This is a genomic window from Synechocystis sp. FACHB-383 (assembly GCF_014698605.1).
Lineage (GTDB): Bacteria > Cyanobacteriota > Cyanobacteriia > Cyanobacteriales > Microcystaceae > Synechocystis > Synechocystis salina.
Map to the genome: position 1 here is coordinate 45,810 of NZ_JACJTJ010000045.1, position 17,961 is coordinate 63,770.

The 17,961-nt window shown below is 46.8% G+C and carries 17 protein-coding genes; 8 read left to right on the forward strand and 9 right to left on the reverse strand.

The features are described from left to right. Nucleotides 1-41 precede the first annotated feature (41 nt). From H6G45_RS13685 to H6G45_RS13710, 6 genes are all read left to right on the forward strand, one after another. Nucleotides 42-380 (forward strand): carbon dioxide-concentrating mechanism protein CcmK, encoded by a 339-nt coding sequence (locus tag H6G45_RS13685; RefSeq protein ID WP_010872077.1) that lies wholly within the window; start codon nt 42-44, stop codon nt 378-380. Nucleotides 381-444: 64 nt separating this feature from the next. Next, entirely contained in the window at nt 445-1,563 is a 1,119-nt protein-coding gene (locus H6G45_RS13690; protein WP_190598967.1) for a glycerate kinase, read from the forward strand. Between the two features lie 347 nt (nt 1,564-1,910). Beyond that, a complete protein-coding gene (locus H6G45_RS13695) occupies nt 1,911-3,803 on the forward strand; it encodes an iron uptake porin (RefSeq protein ID WP_190598968.1) in 1,893 nt (630 codons plus the stop codon). 126 nt (nt 3,804-3,929) lie between these two features. Then, the gene (gene cysK / locus H6G45_RS13700) at nt 3,930-4,868 is read left to right on the forward strand and encodes a cysteine synthase A (protein ID WP_190598969.1); all 939 of its coding nucleotides are present in this window, start codon (nt 3,930-3,932) and stop codon (nt 4,866-4,868) included. A 99-nt stretch (nt 4,869-4,967) separates the two neighbouring features. Continuing rightward, nucleotides 4,968-6,497 (forward strand): glucose-6-phosphate dehydrogenase, encoded by a 1,530-nt coding sequence (zwf, locus tag H6G45_RS13705; protein ID WP_190598970.1) that lies wholly within the window; start codon nt 4,968-4,970, stop codon nt 6,495-6,497. A 167-nt stretch (nt 6,498-6,664) separates the two neighbouring features. Beyond that, nucleotides 6,665-7,846 carry an OFA family MFS transporter gene (locus H6G45_RS13710; protein ID WP_242018177.1) on the forward strand — a complete coding sequence of 394 codons (1,182 nt, stop codon included), beginning with the start codon at nt 6,665-6,667 and terminating at the stop codon, nt 7,844-7,846. Between the two features lie 21 nt (nt 7,847-7,867). On the opposite strand, the gene H6G45_RS13715 is transcribed toward H6G45_RS13710, so the two are convergent. After that, nucleotides 7,868-8,752 (reverse strand): restriction endonuclease, encoded by an 885-nt coding sequence (locus H6G45_RS13715; RefSeq protein WP_190598972.1) that lies wholly within the window; start codon nt 8,750-8,752, stop codon nt 7,868-7,870. A gap of 140 nt (nt 8,753-8,892) precedes the next feature. On the opposite strand from H6G45_RS13715, the gene uvrA reads away from it, so the two are divergent. Continuing rightward, on the forward strand, nt 8,893-11,805 hold the full coding sequence (gene uvrA, locus H6G45_RS13720; RefSeq protein ID WP_190598973.1) for an excinuclease ABC subunit UvrA: 2,913 nt from the start codon (nt 8,893-8,895) through the stop codon (nt 11,803-11,805). Between the two features lie 30 nt (nt 11,806-11,835). On the opposite strand, the gene H6G45_RS13725 is transcribed toward uvrA, so the two are convergent. The 7 genes from H6G45_RS13725 to H6G45_RS13755 form a co-directional block, all read right to left on the reverse strand. Then, nucleotides 11,836-12,207 carry a type II toxin-antitoxin system PemK/MazF family toxin gene (locus H6G45_RS13725; protein ID WP_190598974.1) on the reverse strand — a complete coding sequence of 124 codons (372 nt, stop codon included), beginning with the start codon at nt 12,205-12,207 and terminating at the stop codon, nt 11,836-11,838. Further along, nucleotides 12,200-12,424, reverse strand: coding sequence for a hypothetical protein (locus H6G45_RS13730; RefSeq protein ID WP_190598975.1), 225 nt, complete (start codon nt 12,422-12,424; stop codon nt 12,200-12,202). The genes H6G45_RS13725 and H6G45_RS13730 overlap by 8 nt, the downstream gene beginning before the upstream one ends. Before the next feature lie 110 nt (nt 12,425-12,534). Next, the gene (locus H6G45_RS13735; RefSeq protein ID WP_190598976.1) at nt 12,535-12,741 is read right to left on the reverse strand and encodes a hypothetical protein; all 207 of its coding nucleotides are present in this window, start codon (nt 12,739-12,741) and stop codon (nt 12,535-12,537) included. Nucleotides 12,742-12,744: 3 nt separating this feature from the next. Next, entirely contained in the window at nt 12,745-13,122 is a 378-nt protein-coding gene (locus H6G45_RS13740; RefSeq protein WP_190598977.1) for a GIY-YIG nuclease family protein, read from the reverse strand. 64 nt (nt 13,123-13,186) lie between these two features. Continuing rightward, nucleotides 13,187-13,843: a hypothetical protein gene (locus tag H6G45_RS13745; protein ID WP_190598978.1), complete on the reverse strand. Its 657-nt coding sequence runs from the start codon at nt 13,841-13,843 to the stop codon at nt 13,187-13,189. A gap of 223 nt (nt 13,844-14,066) precedes the next feature. Continuing rightward, on the reverse strand, nt 14,067-14,336 hold the full coding sequence (locus H6G45_RS13750) for a hypothetical protein (RefSeq protein ID WP_190598979.1): 270 nt from the start codon (nt 14,334-14,336) through the stop codon (nt 14,067-14,069). A gap of 58 nt (nt 14,337-14,394) precedes the next feature. Beyond that, nucleotides 14,395-14,535, reverse strand: a complete 141-nt coding sequence (locus H6G45_RS13755) for a hypothetical protein (RefSeq protein WP_206754994.1) — start codon at nt 14,533-14,535, stop codon at nt 14,395-14,397. A gap of 103 nt (nt 14,536-14,638) precedes the next feature. Here H6G45_RS13755 and H6G45_RS13760 point away from each other — a divergent pair, with 103 nt between their 5' ends. Further along, nucleotides 14,639-15,751 (forward strand): TRAP transporter substrate-binding protein, encoded by a 1,113-nt coding sequence (locus H6G45_RS13760; RefSeq protein ID WP_190598980.1) that lies wholly within the window; start codon nt 14,639-14,641, stop codon nt 15,749-15,751. On the opposite strand, the gene H6G45_RS13765 is transcribed toward H6G45_RS13760, so the two are convergent. Next, complete coding sequence (locus tag H6G45_RS13765; protein ID WP_190598981.1) at nt 15,748-17,838, reverse strand: EAL domain-containing protein; 2,091 nt, start codon at nt 17,836-17,838, stop codon at nt 15,748-15,750. The two genes, H6G45_RS13760 and H6G45_RS13765, sit on opposite strands and share 4 nt — an antisense overlap. Between the last annotated feature and the right edge of the window lie 123 nt (nt 17,839-17,961).

The following is a 17,961-nucleotide window of genomic DNA, read 5'->3' on the forward strand; positions in this document are numbered from 1 at the left end:
TCTGTCCTTTAGTTTTTGCCGCCACTGTCAAGGAGAAAAATATGTCCGCCCAATCCGCCGTCGGTTCCATTGAAACCATTGGTTTTCCCGGTATTCTTGCCGCTGCTGATGCCATGGTTAAGGCCGGTAGGATTACCATTGTGGGCTACATTCGGGCAGGGAGTGCTCGGTTCACCCTTAACATTCGTGGAGATGTGCAGGAAGTAAAAACTGCCATGGCGGCGGGTATTGATGCCATTAACCGCACGGAAGGGGCAGATGTGAAAACCTGGGTGATCATTCCCCGGCCCCACGAAAACGTCGTAGCGGTTCTGCCTATTGATTTTAGTCCTGAGGTGGAGCCTTTCCGAGAAGCCGCGGAAGGTCTGAATCGTCGTTAATTTTTTTCGTTAGTTCGTGAGGAAGTGCAACAGGTGTGGATAGGGGAGGCTAGAAGATGCCCTGATGCGCCGAATCCTGATTGCACCAGACTCGTTTAAAGGGACTCTCTCCGCTGGGGAGGTTTGCCGTATTACATCGGAAGTTTTAGCACCAGAATTTGACTGTGTTGCCCATCCCTTGGCTGATGGTGGGGAAGGAACTCTAGAGGCGATCGCCCATAATCTCGATAGCCAATGGCAAACGGTGCGGGTACAGGGCCCATTGCCTGGTCAAAAGGTTGACGCCCGTTATTTATGGTTAGCAGAAAAGGAAACAGCGGTCATTGAAATGGCCCAGGCCAGCGGTTTACCTTTGGTCCCCATGGGGAAGCGTAATCCGGAAATTACCACTAGCTACGGCACTGGGGAATTAATTGCCCATGCTGTCCAGCGGGGAGCAAAACACATTCAACTGGCGATCGGTGGTTCAGCCACCAATGATGGCGGTTTAGGTTTGCTGATGGCGTTGGGTTGGAGGTTTTTAGATTATCAAGGCCAATCTGTCGGGTGGGGAGGACAAGGTCTGGAAAAAGTCACCGAAATTATTCCCGCAGTGTTAGATACTTTTCCCCAGATCGCCCTGTTATGTGATGTGACCAATCCTTTTTACGGTTCCCATGGGGCCGCCTTTGTTTATGCTCCCCAAAAAGGGGCAGATCCAGCCATGGTGCAACGCTTAGATCGTGGGCTGGAACATTTTGCTCAGGTAGTTAGAAAAAGGGATGGCTTTGAGCTTAATTTTTCCGGAGCCGGTGCCGCTGGGGGGGTTGGTGGGGGCGTTGCCTGGGCCCTCAAGGCCACTATCGAGTCGGGGTTTACGGCGATCGCCCAGTTGACGGGGCTGGAACAAGCCATGGCCCAATGCGACCTAGTGGTAACCGGGGAAGGTTGCTTCGATGGCCAATCTCACCAGGGCAAAGTTGTGGGGAGGGTCATTGAGCTGGCACAAGCTATGGGGAAACCGGCGATCGTGGTGGCGGGGCAAAGTCAAGAAAACCAAACAAAAACCCCGTCCAACCTAAAGCAAATTTTTACCCTAGTGGGCAGTGATATTTCTCCAACCACAGCCCTGAACAATCCTCAATGGGCTTTGCAACGGAGACTTGTTGAGGTCAAACAATATCTGATCAACCTGATAGATTAGGAAATGGTCGGCTATCTCCTCGACCAAGCTGAGGGGGCCAGCCAGAAAACTGACCCTCACCCTAGCCATCATCAAAATAGCAACTATAATTTGTTATTAACCATCAACATCATCGTTCCGTGAGCAGAAGCTGTAGGCGGTTTTTCTTTGCCAAAACTGATTGTGGCTCCGGCACCCTAAACCGAGTCTACAAAACAGCCCAATGGCCTTGCTAAACCTAGCATTCACCATGAATCTAAAGAAAATTGTCAACTTCTCCCACTCTTTCGAAAAAAACGTGTACAATGTGTTACTGAGTATAGGACTTGGTTCCCGTAGTCATTATTAGGTGTGAGGAAAAGCTAAAAATGCTTAAACTATCTTGGAAGTCCCTGTTAGTGAGCCCCGCTGTGATCGGTGCCGCCCTTGTGGCTGGTGCTGCTAACGCCGCTCCCGACAACGTTACGAATGCTCAAGTTTTAGATCAATTAGATCAATACACCGCTGAAGGTCAACTCTCCAGTGTTGATCAAGTAACCAGCGTCAGCGAACTCCGCGATGTGCAACCCACCGCCTGGGCCTATGAAGCGCTCAAGAGCTTGGTGGAACGCTACGGTTGTATCGTTGGTTACCCTGACCGCACCTTCCGTGGCGATCGGGCTCTCAGCCGTTGGGAATTTGCCGCTGGTCTTAACGCCTGTATGAACGTTATGGAACGTTTGATTCAGGAAAATGTGGCGGTTCTCCGTGAGGACATCGACAAACTAAAACGTCTCATGCAGGAATTCGAAGCAGAGTTGGCTGCTTTGGGTGCCCGGGTTGACAACCTTGAAGCCCGCACCTCCTTCCTGGAAGACCATCAGTTTTCTACCACCACCAAATTGACCGGGGAAGTGATTTTTGCTCCCACCGCCATCTTTGGTACCAAAAACACCCTCAACAACCAGAGCGACAACAACCAGGCTGTATTCCAAAACCGGGTTCGCTTACAGTTCAACACCAGTTTTTCCGGTGAAGACCTGTTGGTTACTCGTCTTGCCGCTGGTAGCAATAATCGCTTCAAGAGCTTCTACCCCACCCAAAACGTTATCGATCCCGAGACCGGTAACCCCATTGGTATTGTCGGCAACTACTATGAAAGCCCCACCTTCACCCAGGTGCACCAACTTTCCCCCGGCGATAATAATAACGTCGCCGTCGACTGGTTAGCTTACTATGTACCCCTCGATTTGGGAACCAACTTCCGTCTCAACAACTACATCGCTGCCTTTGGTGGTATCTGGGATGACTTCGTTCCCACCCTGAACCCCTACTTCGATGACTACACCGGTGGTAAAGGTTCCTTGAGCCAATTCACTGCCCAGAACCCCATCTACTCCATTGGTGGTGGTACTGGTATAGGTACTAGCCTTGAGTTGGGCTTCCTCAGCAATCTCTTAGGACCCACTTCCTTGAGCTTGGGTTACTTGGCTAGCACTGGTGCCAACCCCAGCAGCGGCAGCTCCGTGACCAACCCTGCTACCGGTAATAACTACGACTTCAGCAGTGGTGGCAATGGTCTGTTTAACGGTGGCTACGGTGCCTTGGCCCAGATTACCACCAATATTTTCGACCGGGTCAGCCTAGGTTTCACCTACGTTAATGCCTACACCACCCCCGATGCCGCTATCTTCGGTAAAGGTGGCACCCAGGGTATTGTTGGTACGACTGCCGCTAACCTCAACCGTTCTGAATTGAACGATTCCTTTGTTAACGGTTTGGGCGTAGGTGCTCCCCCCGTAGATGCAGCTACCTACAACGGTAATGTCAGTGGTGGTACTGCTTCGGGTAACGTTGTCAACCCCTACGACTTCGGTGGTAAACAAACCAACAGCTATGGTATCCAAATGGCTTGGAACGTTGCTGACTGGTTGAGCTTCAGTGCCTATGGTAGCTACACCAACGTAACTTTGATTGGTAAGGACAACGGTGACATCTGGACCTACGGTGGTGGCTTTGCCTTCCCTGACCTTGGTAAAGAAGGTAACGTGCTTGGTATCTTTGCTGGTGTTCAACCCTATGTTTCTGGTTTCACCAACGGTACTTTAGGCACCACCTTTGTAACCACCGCTAACCCTGTCCAAGTTGAATTGTTCTACAAGTATCAACTGACCGACAACCTTTCTTTGACCCCTGGTGTAATCTGGATCTCCAAGCCTGAACAGACCACCAACGCCACTGACGCCTTCATTGGCACCATCCGTGGTACCTTCACTTTCTAATTCTAAGTTCATCTTCCCAGGATACTTATTTGAAAGTTAAGCTCTAATAACTCTTTGACCCCGCCTTTGGTGGGGTTTTTCGTTGTAAGATGCAGGCAGATTTCCTCTCTTAGTAGCCCCTTATCTATGAAAATTGCCAGCAATGTTACGGAGTTAATTGGTCGTACTCCTCTAGTTAGCCTCAATCGTATTCCCCAATCCGAGGGGTGTGAAGCTCAAATTGTAGTCAAGTTAGAAGGGATGAACCCGGCGGCGTCGGTAAAAGACCGCATTGGCGTCAATATGATTAACCGGGCAGAACAGGAAGGGTTGATTGAACCAGGCAGAACTCTGTTGATTGAGCCCACTTCCGGTAATACAGGTATTGCCCTCGCCATGGTGGCGGCGGCCAAGGGTTATCAATTGATTTTGACCATGCCAGAAACCATGAGCCAAGAACGACGGGCTATGTTAAAAGCCTATGGAGCCAAATTGGAACTCACCCCAGGGGGAGAAGGTATGGGCGGGTGCATTAGAAGGGCCCAGGAATTGGCGGAAAGTTTACCCAATGCCTATATGTTGCAACAGTTTGATAATCCGGCTAATCCTCAAATTCATCAACAAACTACAGCATTGGAAATTTGGCAAGATACGGACGGAGCCATTGATTTTTTGGTGGCGGGGGTAGGCACTGGTGGCACAATTACCGGGGTTGCTTCTGTATTGAAGGAGAAAAAGCCTACTTTTCAGGCGATCGCCGTGGAACCCCACAATAGTCCGGTCTTATCGGGGGGGAAACCAGGTCCCCACAAAATCCAAGGCATTGGGGCAGGCTTTATTCCCGAAGTGCTGGATGTGGATTTAATTGATGAAGTAATTACCGTTACCGACCAAGAGGCGATCGCCTACGGCCGTAGATTAGCCAGGGAAGAAGGTTTATTGTCGGGGATTTCCACCGGGGCAGCTCTAGCGGCGGCCATCAAAGTGGGAAAAAGACCTGCCAATAAAGATAAATTAATTGTTATGATCCAACCTAGTTTTGGGGAAAGATACCTCAGCACCCCCCTATTTCAGGATTTGGACTAGGAAAAGAATTTTTCCTGAAAACTTTGCCGGAAAAAGAAAACTTTCGGGAATTGTGAGTTATTTTAAAGCGTAAGTGGTCACACAATACGAGCATTCCCCATGGTAACGCTACTCGAAAATCCCTTCCGCACTGGACTCCGCCAAGAACGCACTCCAGAACCCCTCATTTTGACCATTTTTGGCGCATCGGGGGACCTGACCCAACGGAAACTGGTGCCAGCCATCTACCAAATGAAACGGGAGCGTCGTTTACCCCCGGAGTTAACAGTTGTCGGTTTTGCTAGAAGGGACTGGAGCCACGACCATTTTCGTGAGCAGATGCGTAAGGGCATCGAAGAATTTTCCACCGGCATTGGTAGCGAGGACCTGTGGAATGAGTTTGCCCAGGGTCTATTTTATTGCTCCGGCAACATGGACGACCCAGAAAGCTATCTCAAATTGAAAAACTTCCTGGCGGAATTAGATGAAAAACGCAACACCAGGGGCAATCGGGTCTTCTATTTAGCCGTTTCCCCCAACTTCTTTCCCCCAGGTATTAAACAATTGGGGGCGGCGGGGATGCTTAGTGATCCGATAAAAAGCCGGATTGTGATCGAAAAGCCCTTTGGTCGAGATTTAAGCTCAGCCCAAAACCTTAACCGAGTGGTGCAGGGGGTTTGTAAAGAAAATCAGGTATATCGCATCGACCATTATCTGGGCAAAGAAACGGTGCAGAACCTAATGGTATTCCGCTTTGCCAATGCAATTTTTGAACCATTGTGGAATCGCCAGTTTGTCGACCACGTACAAATTACGGTGGCAGAAACGGTAGGTGTAGAAGAACGGGCTGGTTATTACGAATCTGCCGGTGCCCTGCGGGACATGGTGCAGAACCACCTGTTGCAACTGTTTTGCTTGACCGCCATGGACCCCCCCAACGCCATTGATGCAGATAGTATTCGCAACGAAAAGGTTAAAGTTTTACAGGCTACCCGTTTGGCAGATATTAATAACCTGGAAAATGCTGGCATCCGTGGTCAATATAAAGCGGGTTGGATGGGCGGCAAACCAGTCCCCGGCTATCGGGAAGAATCAGGGGTAGCTCCCACTTCTACCACCCCCACCTTTGTCGCCCTCAAGTTAATGGTGGATAACTGGCGTTGGCAGGGAGTCCCCTTTTATCTCCGCACCGGCAAGCGCATGCCCAAAAAAGTGAGTGAGATCGCCATTCAATTCCGGGAAGTGCCATTGTTAATTTTTCAATCCGTGGCTCACCAAGCTAACCCCAATGTGTTGAGTCTGCGAATTCAGCCCAACGAAGGTATTTCTCTCCGCTTTGAAGCAAAGATGCCTGGCTCAGAATTGCGTACCCGCACCGTGGATATGGATTTTAGCTATGGTTCTTCCTTTGGGGTGGCCACGGCTGACGCTTATCATCGTCTCTTACTGGATTGTATGTTGGGGGATCAAACCCTCTTCACTAGGGCTGATGAGGTGGAAGAAGCTTGGCGGGTAGTAACTCCGGTGTTATCAGCTTGGGATGCCCCCAGTGATCCCCTTTCCATGCCTTTGTACGAAGCTGGCACCTGGGAACCGGCGGAGGCGGAATGGTTAATTAATAAGGATGGCCGTCGTTGGCGCAGGTTATAGATCGCTAGTAAACCAAAGTTAATCAACCGGTTAACATCGACCCTAATTATGGATACTGATTAGCAATTTTTTGACTGCAAAAATTATTGTTTATGAATAATGAATTAGGGGTCACTGTTCTAGGGAAAAATGCCCATCAAAGTAGATGGTTTTTAGTTCCATTGGGAATGACTGTTTTACTTTGTCTGGGCACGGTATATTCCTGGAGTATTTTCAGGACTCCCCTAGAGAATGAATTGGGCATTAGTGCAACAGCTAGTTTACTGCCCTATACTTTTGTGTTGGTTTTCTATGCCATTTTTATGCCTATTACGGGGTTTTACATTCCCCGCCTTGGTACCCGTAAAATCACTGCTGTTGGTGGTATTATTGTCGGTTTGGGTTACATTTTATCTAGTTTTGCCACTAACGTCGGAACTTTGATTTTTACCTACGGAGTAATTACCGGCATTGGCATTGGTATTGTTTATGGTGTTCCTATGGCTGTTGTGGCCCGCTGGTTTCCGGACAAAAAAGGACTAGCGATGGGATTAACTATTATTGGCTTTGGTTTATCTCCCCTGATCACTGCCCCCCTGGCTAACCATTTAATTAGTGTTTATACTGTCCGCCCTACCCTGCGTCTTTTGGGCATTGTCTTCACTCTGGTTATTCTGACTATTTCCTTAACGATGAAATTTCCTCCCAGGGGATGGCAACCACCCCAGAAAATCACTAATACTGAAACTATTTTAACCCCGGTTTATCCCCAAAATTTGTTTAAAACCCGCTCATTTTATGGTCTATGGATTTGCTATATCATCGGGGCATTAGTGGGGTTGAGTGCCATCGGCATTTCCAGTCCGGTGGGACAGGAAATTATTAATATTAATCCCAATGTGGCGGCGGGTAGTGTGTCCTTATTTGCCCTCTTTAACGGAGTAAGTCGTCCGCTATTTGGCTGGCTTGCTGATAAATTTAAGCCCCACCACATTGCAATTTTATCCTATGTTTTGATTTTGATCGCTTGTATTTTAATGATCAATGCTCAAACCGGGCAGGTTGCCACCTACTTAATTGCTTTCTGTTTATTCTGGTTCTGCCTAGGGGGTTGGTTAGCCATGGCTCCCACTATGACGCTACGCTTTTTTGATCCTGACCAGTACGCCCAAAATTATGGCATTATTTTCACCGCCTATGGCATGGGAGCTTTAATTGGAACTTTGGTAACAGGTCGGGTTCGAGATTTATTTGGTAGCTACACCTATGCGTTTTACCCCATGGGTTTATTAGCTATTATTGGCATTATTGTGGCCTGTACTTTGCTAAAGAAAGAAGGATCAGCCTCGGCAACATTCAGCAGAAAATGAATCTATGTTGTGAAGTTTATACTACTTAAAGCGATCAAAAAAATCTGTATCAATTTCGTAAACTATTTTGGGTTTTAGGCCTAATTCTAACTGCTCAAACATTTTAATTAACTTGTTTGAGTCGACCAATTCTGTCGGTGATACCCCATCCCGGATAGCTTCTCTCTCTGCTTCTTTGGTGAAACTTCCTGTGGTGATTAAAATCCCCTTGTCGGCCCGACCCATCATCGCCCCGCGAAAATCTCTGATTTGTGGTGCTCCCACCGATCCTGCGTAACGTTTACACTGAAATAAAACCGGGATGCTTAACAGGGGATTAATTTGCAAAATACCTTTGCCGTCAATGCCTCCATCTCCAGTTTTTCCTGTAACCTCCACCTCTTGAAAACCAGCTTCCCGCAAAAATTGTTTACACAGGTGCTCAAATCCGCTAGGGGAAAGATTTCTTAATATTTGCAGTAGTTTTTCTCGATAGTCGACTGTAATCAGACTTTCACCATCGTCAGGGGCATAAATTTCCTCTTCTTGAATTTCCCCATTACTTCCATTTGAGTCCACCGATTTTTTATCCTTGAACTCGCCCTGAACTTCCTTGAAAATGGTGAATGCTTTCTGATTGGTTACCGTTTCTGCTATTCCTTTCTCTGTTAATGTCCAGACTCCCCGTTTAGAAGAATCTAAATAACCAGCTTTCACCAAATAGAATCTGGCCCAGTCAATCTGGTTGATAATCCGGGAGGAGCCACTTTTAAGCTTTTCCTCCAGTAATTCTTCGGATATTTGCAATTTTTCAATGATTACGTTTTTAACTTCGCTGGGAGTACCCGAATAGCCTAATTCCTTTAAAGCAGAAAGCAGTGGAACAAAATATTTGACAAATTCTGGACCCTTGCTTGCTTTTGACATTCTTGGTTAATTAATTTTTGCTCTACAGAAAATTGTATCAGTTAGACAATTTTTCCTTTACCTAAATGGCGATCGCCGACCAAGATTAGCAAAGACAGTTTAAAATCGTGAAGAAAAGTTAAGAGCCTTGCCGCCCCCCTATGCCCGACCAAAATAGCATCCGTATTCGAGGCGCTAGACAACATAACCTGAAAAATGTGGATCTAGACCTGCCCCGCGATCGCCTGATTGTCTTTACGGGGGTATCGGGGTCAGGGAAATCTTCCTTGGCTTTTGACACCATCTTTGCAGAAGGTCAACGGCGCTATGTGGAATCCCTCAGTGCCTACGCACGACAGTTTTTGGGGCAATTGGATAAGCCCGATGTTGACAGCATTGAGGGGCTGAGTCCCGCCATTTCCATCGATCAGAAATCCACTTCCCATAATCCCCGCTCCACCGTGGGCACAGTTACGGAAATTTACGACTACCTCCGTCTGCTATTTGGCCGAGCCGGTAGTCCCCATTGTCCCCACTGCCAACGGAACATTGCCCCCCAAACCATTGACCAAATGTGCGATCGGGTGATGGAGTTGCCCGACAGAACTAAGTTTCAAATTTTGGCTCCGGTGGTAAAAGGGAAAAAAGGCACCCATGTGCAACTACTTTCCAGTTTGGTTTCCCAGGGCTTTGTGCGGGTAAGAATTAATGGAGAAGTGCGGGAATTAAGTGACAATATTGAACTGAAAAAGAACCAAGCCCACACCATTGAAATAGTCATCGATCGCCTGATCAAAAAGGATGGTTTACAGGAAAGACTGGTGGACTCCCTCAGCACTTGTTTAAAGCAAGCAGAAGGCACTGCCATTATAGATATTTTGGACAAGCCAACGCTGGCAGTGTTAGATGGGGGTAAAAAAGACGACAAAGAAGCATTAAAAGCGGCGGAAAATGGTCAAGCTTACCACGCAGAATTACCCAAGGAAATTATCTTTTCAGAAAACTTTGCTTGTCCGGAACATGGGGCGGTGATGGATGAACTTTCCCCTCGTTTGTTTTCCTTTAACTCCCCCTATGGTGCTTGTCCCGATTGCCATGGCATTGGCTTTGTGCGCTCCTTCTGCCCCGATTTGGTCATTCCCGATCCAGAAAAGCCTGTCTATGCGGCGATCGCCCCTTGGTCAGAGAAAGATAATTCCTATTACTTGTCCTTACTATACAGTTTGGGACAACATTTTGATTTTAAACTACAAACCCCTTGGAAAAAGTTAACCCAAGAGCAAAAGGAAGTGGTTTTATACGGTACGGAAGAAGAAATTTGGTTTGAAGGGGAATCTCGCTACCGCAATAAACAAGGTTATTATCGTCGTTTTGCCGGGGCGTTAAATATTCTGCAAAAAAACTATGACGAAACTAATTCCGATGCCATTAAACAAAAATTGGAAAAATATATTATTAATCAACCCTGTCATACCTGCGACGGTAAAAGGTTAAAACCCGAAGCGCTGGCCGTAAAGCTGGGGCAGTACAACATTAACGATTTAACCAGTGTCCCCATCCGTCAGACCCTAGAACGGATTGAAAACCTAGAGTTGACCCCCCGACAAGCCATGATTGGGGAGTTGGCCCTCAAGGAAATTAAAGCCCGTTTAACCTTTCTCCTGGACGTAGGTTTGGATTACCTCACTCTAGATCGGGCAGCTATGACTTTATCGGGGGGGGAAGCCCAACGGATTCGCCTCGCTACCCAAATTGGTTCCGGTCTAACGGGGGTTTTGTATGTGTTGGATGAGCCTAGTATTGGTTTGCATCAACGGGATAACGATCGCCTTTTAGCTACTTTGACTAAATTGCGGGATCTAGGCAATACGTTAATTGTGGTGGAGCATGACGAAGATACCATCCGCCACGCTGACCATATTGTCGATATTGGCCCCAAAGCGGGCATCCATGGCGGCGAAATTGTCTGTCAAGGGGATTTCCAGACCCTATTAAAAAATAAAAGATCCCTGACTGGGGCTTATCTATCCGGCCGGGAGGCGATCGCCACTCCCCCAGAGCGTCGGAACGGCAATGGGGCTAAGTTAACCCTCCAGGGTTGCTGTCATAACAATCTACGCAATATTGATGTGACCATTCCCCTGGGCAAACTGGTGTGCGTTACGGGGGTATCCGGCTCCGGCAAATCTACCCTGGTGAATGAATTACTCCATCCGGCTCTGCAACATCATCTCTCCCGCCAAGTCGCCTTCCCTAAGCATTTACGGGAAATCACCGGCCTCCAGGCGATCGATAAGGTGATTGTCATTGACCAGTCCCCCATTGGCCGCACTCCCCGCTCTAATCCGGCTACCTATACCGGCATTTTCGATCCAATTCGGGAAATTTTCACCCAAACCGTTGAGGCTAAAGCGAGGGGCTATAAGCCGGGGCAATTTTCCTTTAACGTCAAAGGAGGCCGCTGTGAAGCCTGTGCCGGGCAAGGGGTCAACGTCATTGAAATGAATTTTTTGCCCGATGTTTATGTGCAATGTGACGTGTGTAAAGGGGCCAGGTATAACCGGGAAACGTTGCAGGTTAAATATAAGGGCTATTCCATCGCCGATGTGTTGGCCATGACCACGGAAGAAGCGTTAACGGTATTTGAAAATATTCCCAGGGCAGTGAATCGTCTGCAAACCTTGGTGGATGTGGGTTTGGGTTATATCAAACTGGGTCAACCGGCTCCTACCCTATCCGGGGGAGAAGCCCAACGGGTCAAACTAGCCTCGGAATTATCCCGCCGGGCCACGGGCAAAACTTTGTATCTCATCGATGAGCCCACCACGGGTCTATCTTTTTATGATGTGCATCATCTACTGAATGTGTTGCAAAGACTAGTAGATAAAGGCAATTCTGTTTTAGTCATTGAACATAATCTAGACGTAATCCGTTGCAGTGATTGGATTATTGATCTGGGCCCCGAAGGCGGCGATCGGGGAGGGGAATTGGTGGTTACAGGCACACCGGAAATTGTGGCTCAACATCCCACTTCCTATACGGGTAAATATCTAGCCAATGTATTGCAATCCTAAATGCGAGGGCATTTTCAGGCTCTTTTTTTATCAAGACTTAAAGGCAGAATTGAAACCAAGTTCAATAGATACTGCTTTCTCAATTTCTTCCCAATAAATATCTTCCAGGGTGCCTTGTTTATTTTTAATTCTCTGAGCATCAACAGCCCTTAATTGGCTCAAGTTAATATGGCGATCGCCATTGAGTCCATTCCGTGGAGTCGGTGTAATGTTCACAACAAATGGATAGGTTTTTGTTCCAGGCAATAAAGGAGCCACTATTGTGGTTGTTCCATTTTGGTTGCCAACATCGTTTTGCAGAATCAGACAGGGGCGTTCTTTATCGGTTTCATGACCAACAACCGGCTTCAGATCGACCCACCATATCTCTCCCCGCTTGTAGGTTAAGGTTCCGTTAGGCATTTAAACCATCGCCCACTGTAATTTCCCAAACAGAAACTTCTTCTTGAAACTCTGGGTCATCCGCCTGATCTTTATAGGCATCTTCTAACTCTTTCATAAAATTTCTTCTCTTTTCTTGCCAGAGAATATCATTTATAAAGCTGCTACGATTGCTTGTAAGTTGATCCACAAAATCTAGAATATCGTCGTCCAGGGTTATACTGACTTTCTTACTCATTGTCATAAGCCGCCTGCGACAGCCCAGTAGGATTAGGCTATCATACTAGCCAATCCTACCTTTGTTGTCAATGATGTCATCTTTGAGTCGGGTGCAGTGATTTATTTGACTTACTGACCTCGCCCTGGCTTACAGTCTGCAAAACTTAACGCCTCTGTATCTAAAAAACTGGCGATCGCCATCTCGATGACTGCTTCAACGGGATAATCAATTTCCGTAGCCCGAGCAGTTAGAGCATCTTGAATCCGATTTGGTAAACACCTTAAAATAACTTCTGCATCAGCGGACGAAATTTGCTCCGAAAGTTTCACTTGCACGGCCTAGGACTCCATAGGAATTTGGACATTATACGGCGGCTCGGTTGCCCTTAAAATAATCGCCTCTAGTTCCAATAGTAGCTTAGGATTTTTTGAGTAAGGTATTTTCTGCACCGCAATTCGTACATCTTCACTTTTATACTGATCGAGCCAAGCCCATAAGAAAGCTTTGTGTCCACCTTTAAAACGACCTCGTAGGCTTTTAGTTTTGCCAATGTAAAGTAATCCTTGAAATTTATGTCTTACTGCGTAAATACCAGGATGATCAGGAATATCTTTGAAATCACGACTTAAAGGTTGGCATTGCTCGAAGGGAGTAAATGCAATTGCATCCAAGATACTTCTTGCTTGGTTTTGTATTTCAGAGTTGTTCGTTGGCACGGAAGGCAAATTGTGAGTTCCCGACCATATCATGACACAGAGAAAGGATGATTGAGCTTAAATGTCACACAGCGCGCCCTGCTATAGCATTGTACGAAGGCAACATATCATTATTGGCTTCTTTGAAACGGTCGATCCAAAACGACTCCCATTCGTACTGACTTTCTTCGTCTGGAACTACCGAGTATTCAACTGTATCGAACTGCCATTGATCACGCCCGGTTTCTCTCAATCGTGACCGAATATTGCCTTTGCCGATGTATACAATGACGCCAGAGTTTAAATAACGGTAGATTCCCGTATCACCGGAGGGGATAGTCACTGCCTCTGAGCGCAACACTTTCATTTCAAAGGCGGGGCAGAACTGTGCGACCCAAAGTTTTCCATCCAGCCGTAAGCGAAATCGACGCTCGATAGCGTCCGGAAGCAATGCAACTGCTTTTACCCAACGATAGTTCGCGACGACGTCTTGAGAACTACTTCTAAAGCCAGCGATACCTCTTTTGGCGAATACTGAATAGCTGTGGTCGCTATCTTCTTTGGTGAATTGGAATCCGACCTTACGGTTTACCTCATCAATGTGGTAGACGACGCGTTTACCGTCTTTGAGTTCGAATATACGTGCAGAGACGGCATTGTAGTAGAAGTGCGATTTGTTAATCGTCACCATTGGTGTCTCACGGTTGACGCTCTTCGTTCGGGTAAATTTCTGCCAAGCCATATTGTGCTTTGCCGTATAACATAACTAGGTATTAAGTATAGCGTGGATGCAGTACAATCATTTTGACAAAATGGATGCTGCATTAAACCCTTGAGTTCGCGTCAAAGTCAAAGACGGAATTTTGTACTTTGCATGAAAGATTTGTTTAACAGTTCAGTGACGATAGATAAAGGTAGAGCAAATTTCTCCAAATAAAACCGTGTTGCCTCTTTTAAGCTGGCGATCACCAGTTCAATCGTGAAACTGCGATTTTCCATTGTGCCTTTTCCTTCGAGTCTCCGGATCGCTTAGATCGATCAATTTTCTCTGACCAATCAGGTTCACCCTGTAATTTTAAAGACTGAGCAGTTTTAAGAAACGTTTTAGGTGCATTTACTTCATTTGGTAGAACACTTTCAACGACAATTCGTACCCTCGTACCTGCAGCAAGGTTTAAGGGAACTTCTAATTGAAGAGCTGTCCCGTCAAATACGGCTTCGAGTTCTTGAAGCATCATTTTCTAAAGGCTGTGAACTTTCTTCAGTATAGCCTGACCTTCTTGTAGTCAAATTCTAAGGATTTTCATCCACGTTTGGTTGATAGGGTAATTCAATGCTGAACATTGCTCCGACGGTTTCATGGTTAGTTGCTGTTAAATTTCCCCCGTGAGCCAGCACAATTTCCTTGGCGATCGCCATTTGGCTTGTCAACAATTACCGGCAATTACATTCTAAAGAGAAATTTTCAGTAATCGACCAATATAGCCGTAAACCTGTGGGAAAATCCCTTAAATCATCCCTTTCATGACCTGCCCCTATGAAACGCCGTCAACTCCTTAGCCAATCGGCGATCGCCGCTGGAACCGCCGCCAGTTTAGTTGCCTGTGGCAAGGCCACCACCTCCAATAATCAAGCCACCACCGGAGGAGAGCTACCCAATATTCGCTGGCGCATGGTCACCAGTTGGCCCAAATCCCTTGATACCCTTTATGGGGGAGCCCAGGATTTCTGTGAGGCGATCGCCGCCATGACCGGGGGGAAATTTCGCATCACCCCCTACGCCGCCGGGGAAATTGTGCCAGGGTTAGAAGTCCTTGACGCAGTGCAGAACGGCACCATTGAATGTGGACACACCGCCAGTTATTACTACATTGGCAAAAATCCAGCCCTGGGTTTTGCCTGTGTAATGCCCTTTGGTTTAACTGCCCAACAACAAAACGCCTGGCTCTATGCCGGAGGAGGGCTGGAAATGATGCAAAAGGTTTACAGCGATTTTAATATCATTAACTTCCCTGCCGGTAACACCGGAGCCCAAATGGCCGGCTGGTTTAAGAAACCGGTGGAATCCCTAGCGGATTTGCGGGGCTTAAAAATGCGGATTCCCGGCCTGGGGGGGCAGGTAATGGCCCAACTGGGGGTCAATGTCCAGGTAATCCCTGGTGGAGAACTGTTTTTAGCCCTGGACCGGGGCACCATTGACGCAGCGGAATGGGTGGGGCCCTACGACGACGAAAAACTAGGATTAAACAAGGCAGCCAAATACTATTACTATCCTGGTTGGTGGGAACCAGGGCCCACCTTGGACCTACTGGTGAACCAAAGCCAATGGGAAAAATTACCCCTGGAATATCAAACTATTTTTCAAGAAGCAGCCCGCAGCGCCAATTTATTGATGCTGTCCCGCTACGAAACGTTCAACAGCATGGCCCTCAAAACACTACTTGACGGAGGAACTATTCTCAAATCATTTTCTCCAGAAATTTTAACGGTAGCTCAAGAAACTTCCCAAGCTTTACTAGCAGAATTTGCCAGCAAAGATGCTCAATTTAAGGAAATTTATCAACAATGGCAGACATTCCGCACTCAAATGTTTGGTTGGAATGCAATCAACGAACTTAGCTATACCCAATTCGTCGAAAAAGTTCCCTAACCAAGGCAAAATCTTTGAAAATTACCTTCCGCTAGAAAAGCCGTGATTTCTGCTTCCGAAAGGGGGTGACTAAACCAATAGCCCTGCATTTCTCGACAGCCTAAATCGTAGAGACAACGGGCTTGGGATTCCTCCTCTATACCTTCAGCGATAATGTTTAAGTTAAAACCATTGCCCAACAGCAGTATGGCTTGAATAATGGCGGCATCTTTGGGGGTGTGGAGAATATCCTTAGTGAAAGAACGATCAATCTTTAGGGTATTGAAGGGAAAGGTTTTGAGGTAGGAAAGGGAAGAATAGCCAGTGCCAAAATCATCCATGGAAAGCCGTATACCATGGGATTGCAGGGCATTGAGCAAATTTTGGGTGGCAGTGACGTTCTGCATGACAATGTTTTCGGTAATCTCCACCTCAAGGCGATGGGGAGCCAAGGAAGATTCTTCCAAAATGCGTAAAATTGTCGGCAATAAATCCGGTGCTTGGAACTGTTGGGGAGAAAGATTAATGGCAATGCGAAAATCATCATCCACCGCCGGAGCCCAATTGTGAAAATGTTGAAAAGCTGTGCGCATAATCCATTCCCCCACCGGAATAATTAAGCCAGTGGTTTCCAGCAAACCAATGAACAAACCTGGGGGGACTAAACCCTGGAACGGATGTTGCCAACGGATCAGAGCTTCCACTCCACAAAGGCGACCGGCTTGCACATCAATAATCGGTTGGTAATAAAGCAAGAATTCATCTTTTTCCAGGGCCTGATGTAGGGCATGCTCCAGTTGAATCCTTTCTAAATGGTCACTGTTCATGGACTCTTCATAGAAGCAGTATTGCCTACTACCAATGTCCTTGACTTCGTTTAATGCCACTCCCACTCGATTGAGCAAAGTTTCCACGTTATCCCCATGGTTGGGGTAACAGGCAATGCCCGCATAACCCTGGAGGTAAAGGGGATTATTCGCAATGAAAAATGGTCTTTTCAATACCGCCAACAATCGTCGTACAAAAACTTCAATTTCGTCCAGGTTACGGCAGGATTGAATTAACAATATAAAGGTATCTCCCCGCCAACGACAAAGTAAGTCTTCTAATCTCACATGGGCGGACAATCTCTCAGTGATAATTTTGAGTACCTCATCGGCAACGCTGTGCCCCAGTAAATCATTTAAAGATTGCAGTTCCCGAAAACCTAAAAGCACTAGCCCTAAAACACTACTTTGATTCTGAACGTTACTTAAGACTTTGCCCAATTCTTGTTTGAACAAAAAACGGTTGGGTAAGTCCGTTAAGGGATCATAAAAAGCCTGGTAATGGATCGATTGTTCAATTACTTTGCGCTCAGTAATGTCGAAAATATAACTACGAATAAACTGACTTTCGGCGGGGTAGTGAATATGTTGCTCATAAAACTTATCTCCTATTTGTACCTCTCTAGTGCGGATATAGTAAGTGGGAGCATCTTCCCGCTGGGGAATAACATCTCTGAGCAGGGGATGGGTCATGGAATCTTCCCGAATGGAGGGGAATTTTTCCTTAGTAGCGGTGTTCAAATAGGTCAAGTTACCGAAGTAATCAATCTCCACCATGGGGTAGGGACTATATTCAATACAAGCGGCTAGCTTAGACAATTGTTCGTGGCTCAGTTGGGATAGATCATCCTCGTGGCCGATCAGGGTAATGTCCCATTGTTCCTGGGGAAAATGCTCCGACAGATCCGGAGTTAATCGCTGCCGATCGCCACCGCCGGAGATAGTATCTTTGGGGTCGGTCGGGATGGCCTGATAGAAGATTTGAATATCTTCCGATAGGGCGATGACGTCCCCATGCACTAACTCATAATCTAAATGGGATTCACCATTAACCCACACTCCATTGCGACTGCGATGACCTTCTAAATCTCCATCAATGATGTGGAAGGAAATATCTAAATTGGGATTAATTTTTTTGATTAGGGTGGCGTGGCGACGGGAAATTTGGGGGGAAGGAATAACAATGGTGTTGCTCGGATGGCGGCCAATAGAATAACAAGAATTTTGTAAGCGAATGACCTTCTTAAACGAGGGCGAATCAACAACCAATTGATAAAGCATAGGAGCGTTACAAGGGAAAAAAGTCGAGCCTGAAGAAAATATAGTCCTAGACAGTGATCATTGTTGTAATTACCGAGCAATTATTGATCACTGCCCCAACCAGCTACCACTAAGGGGAAATAA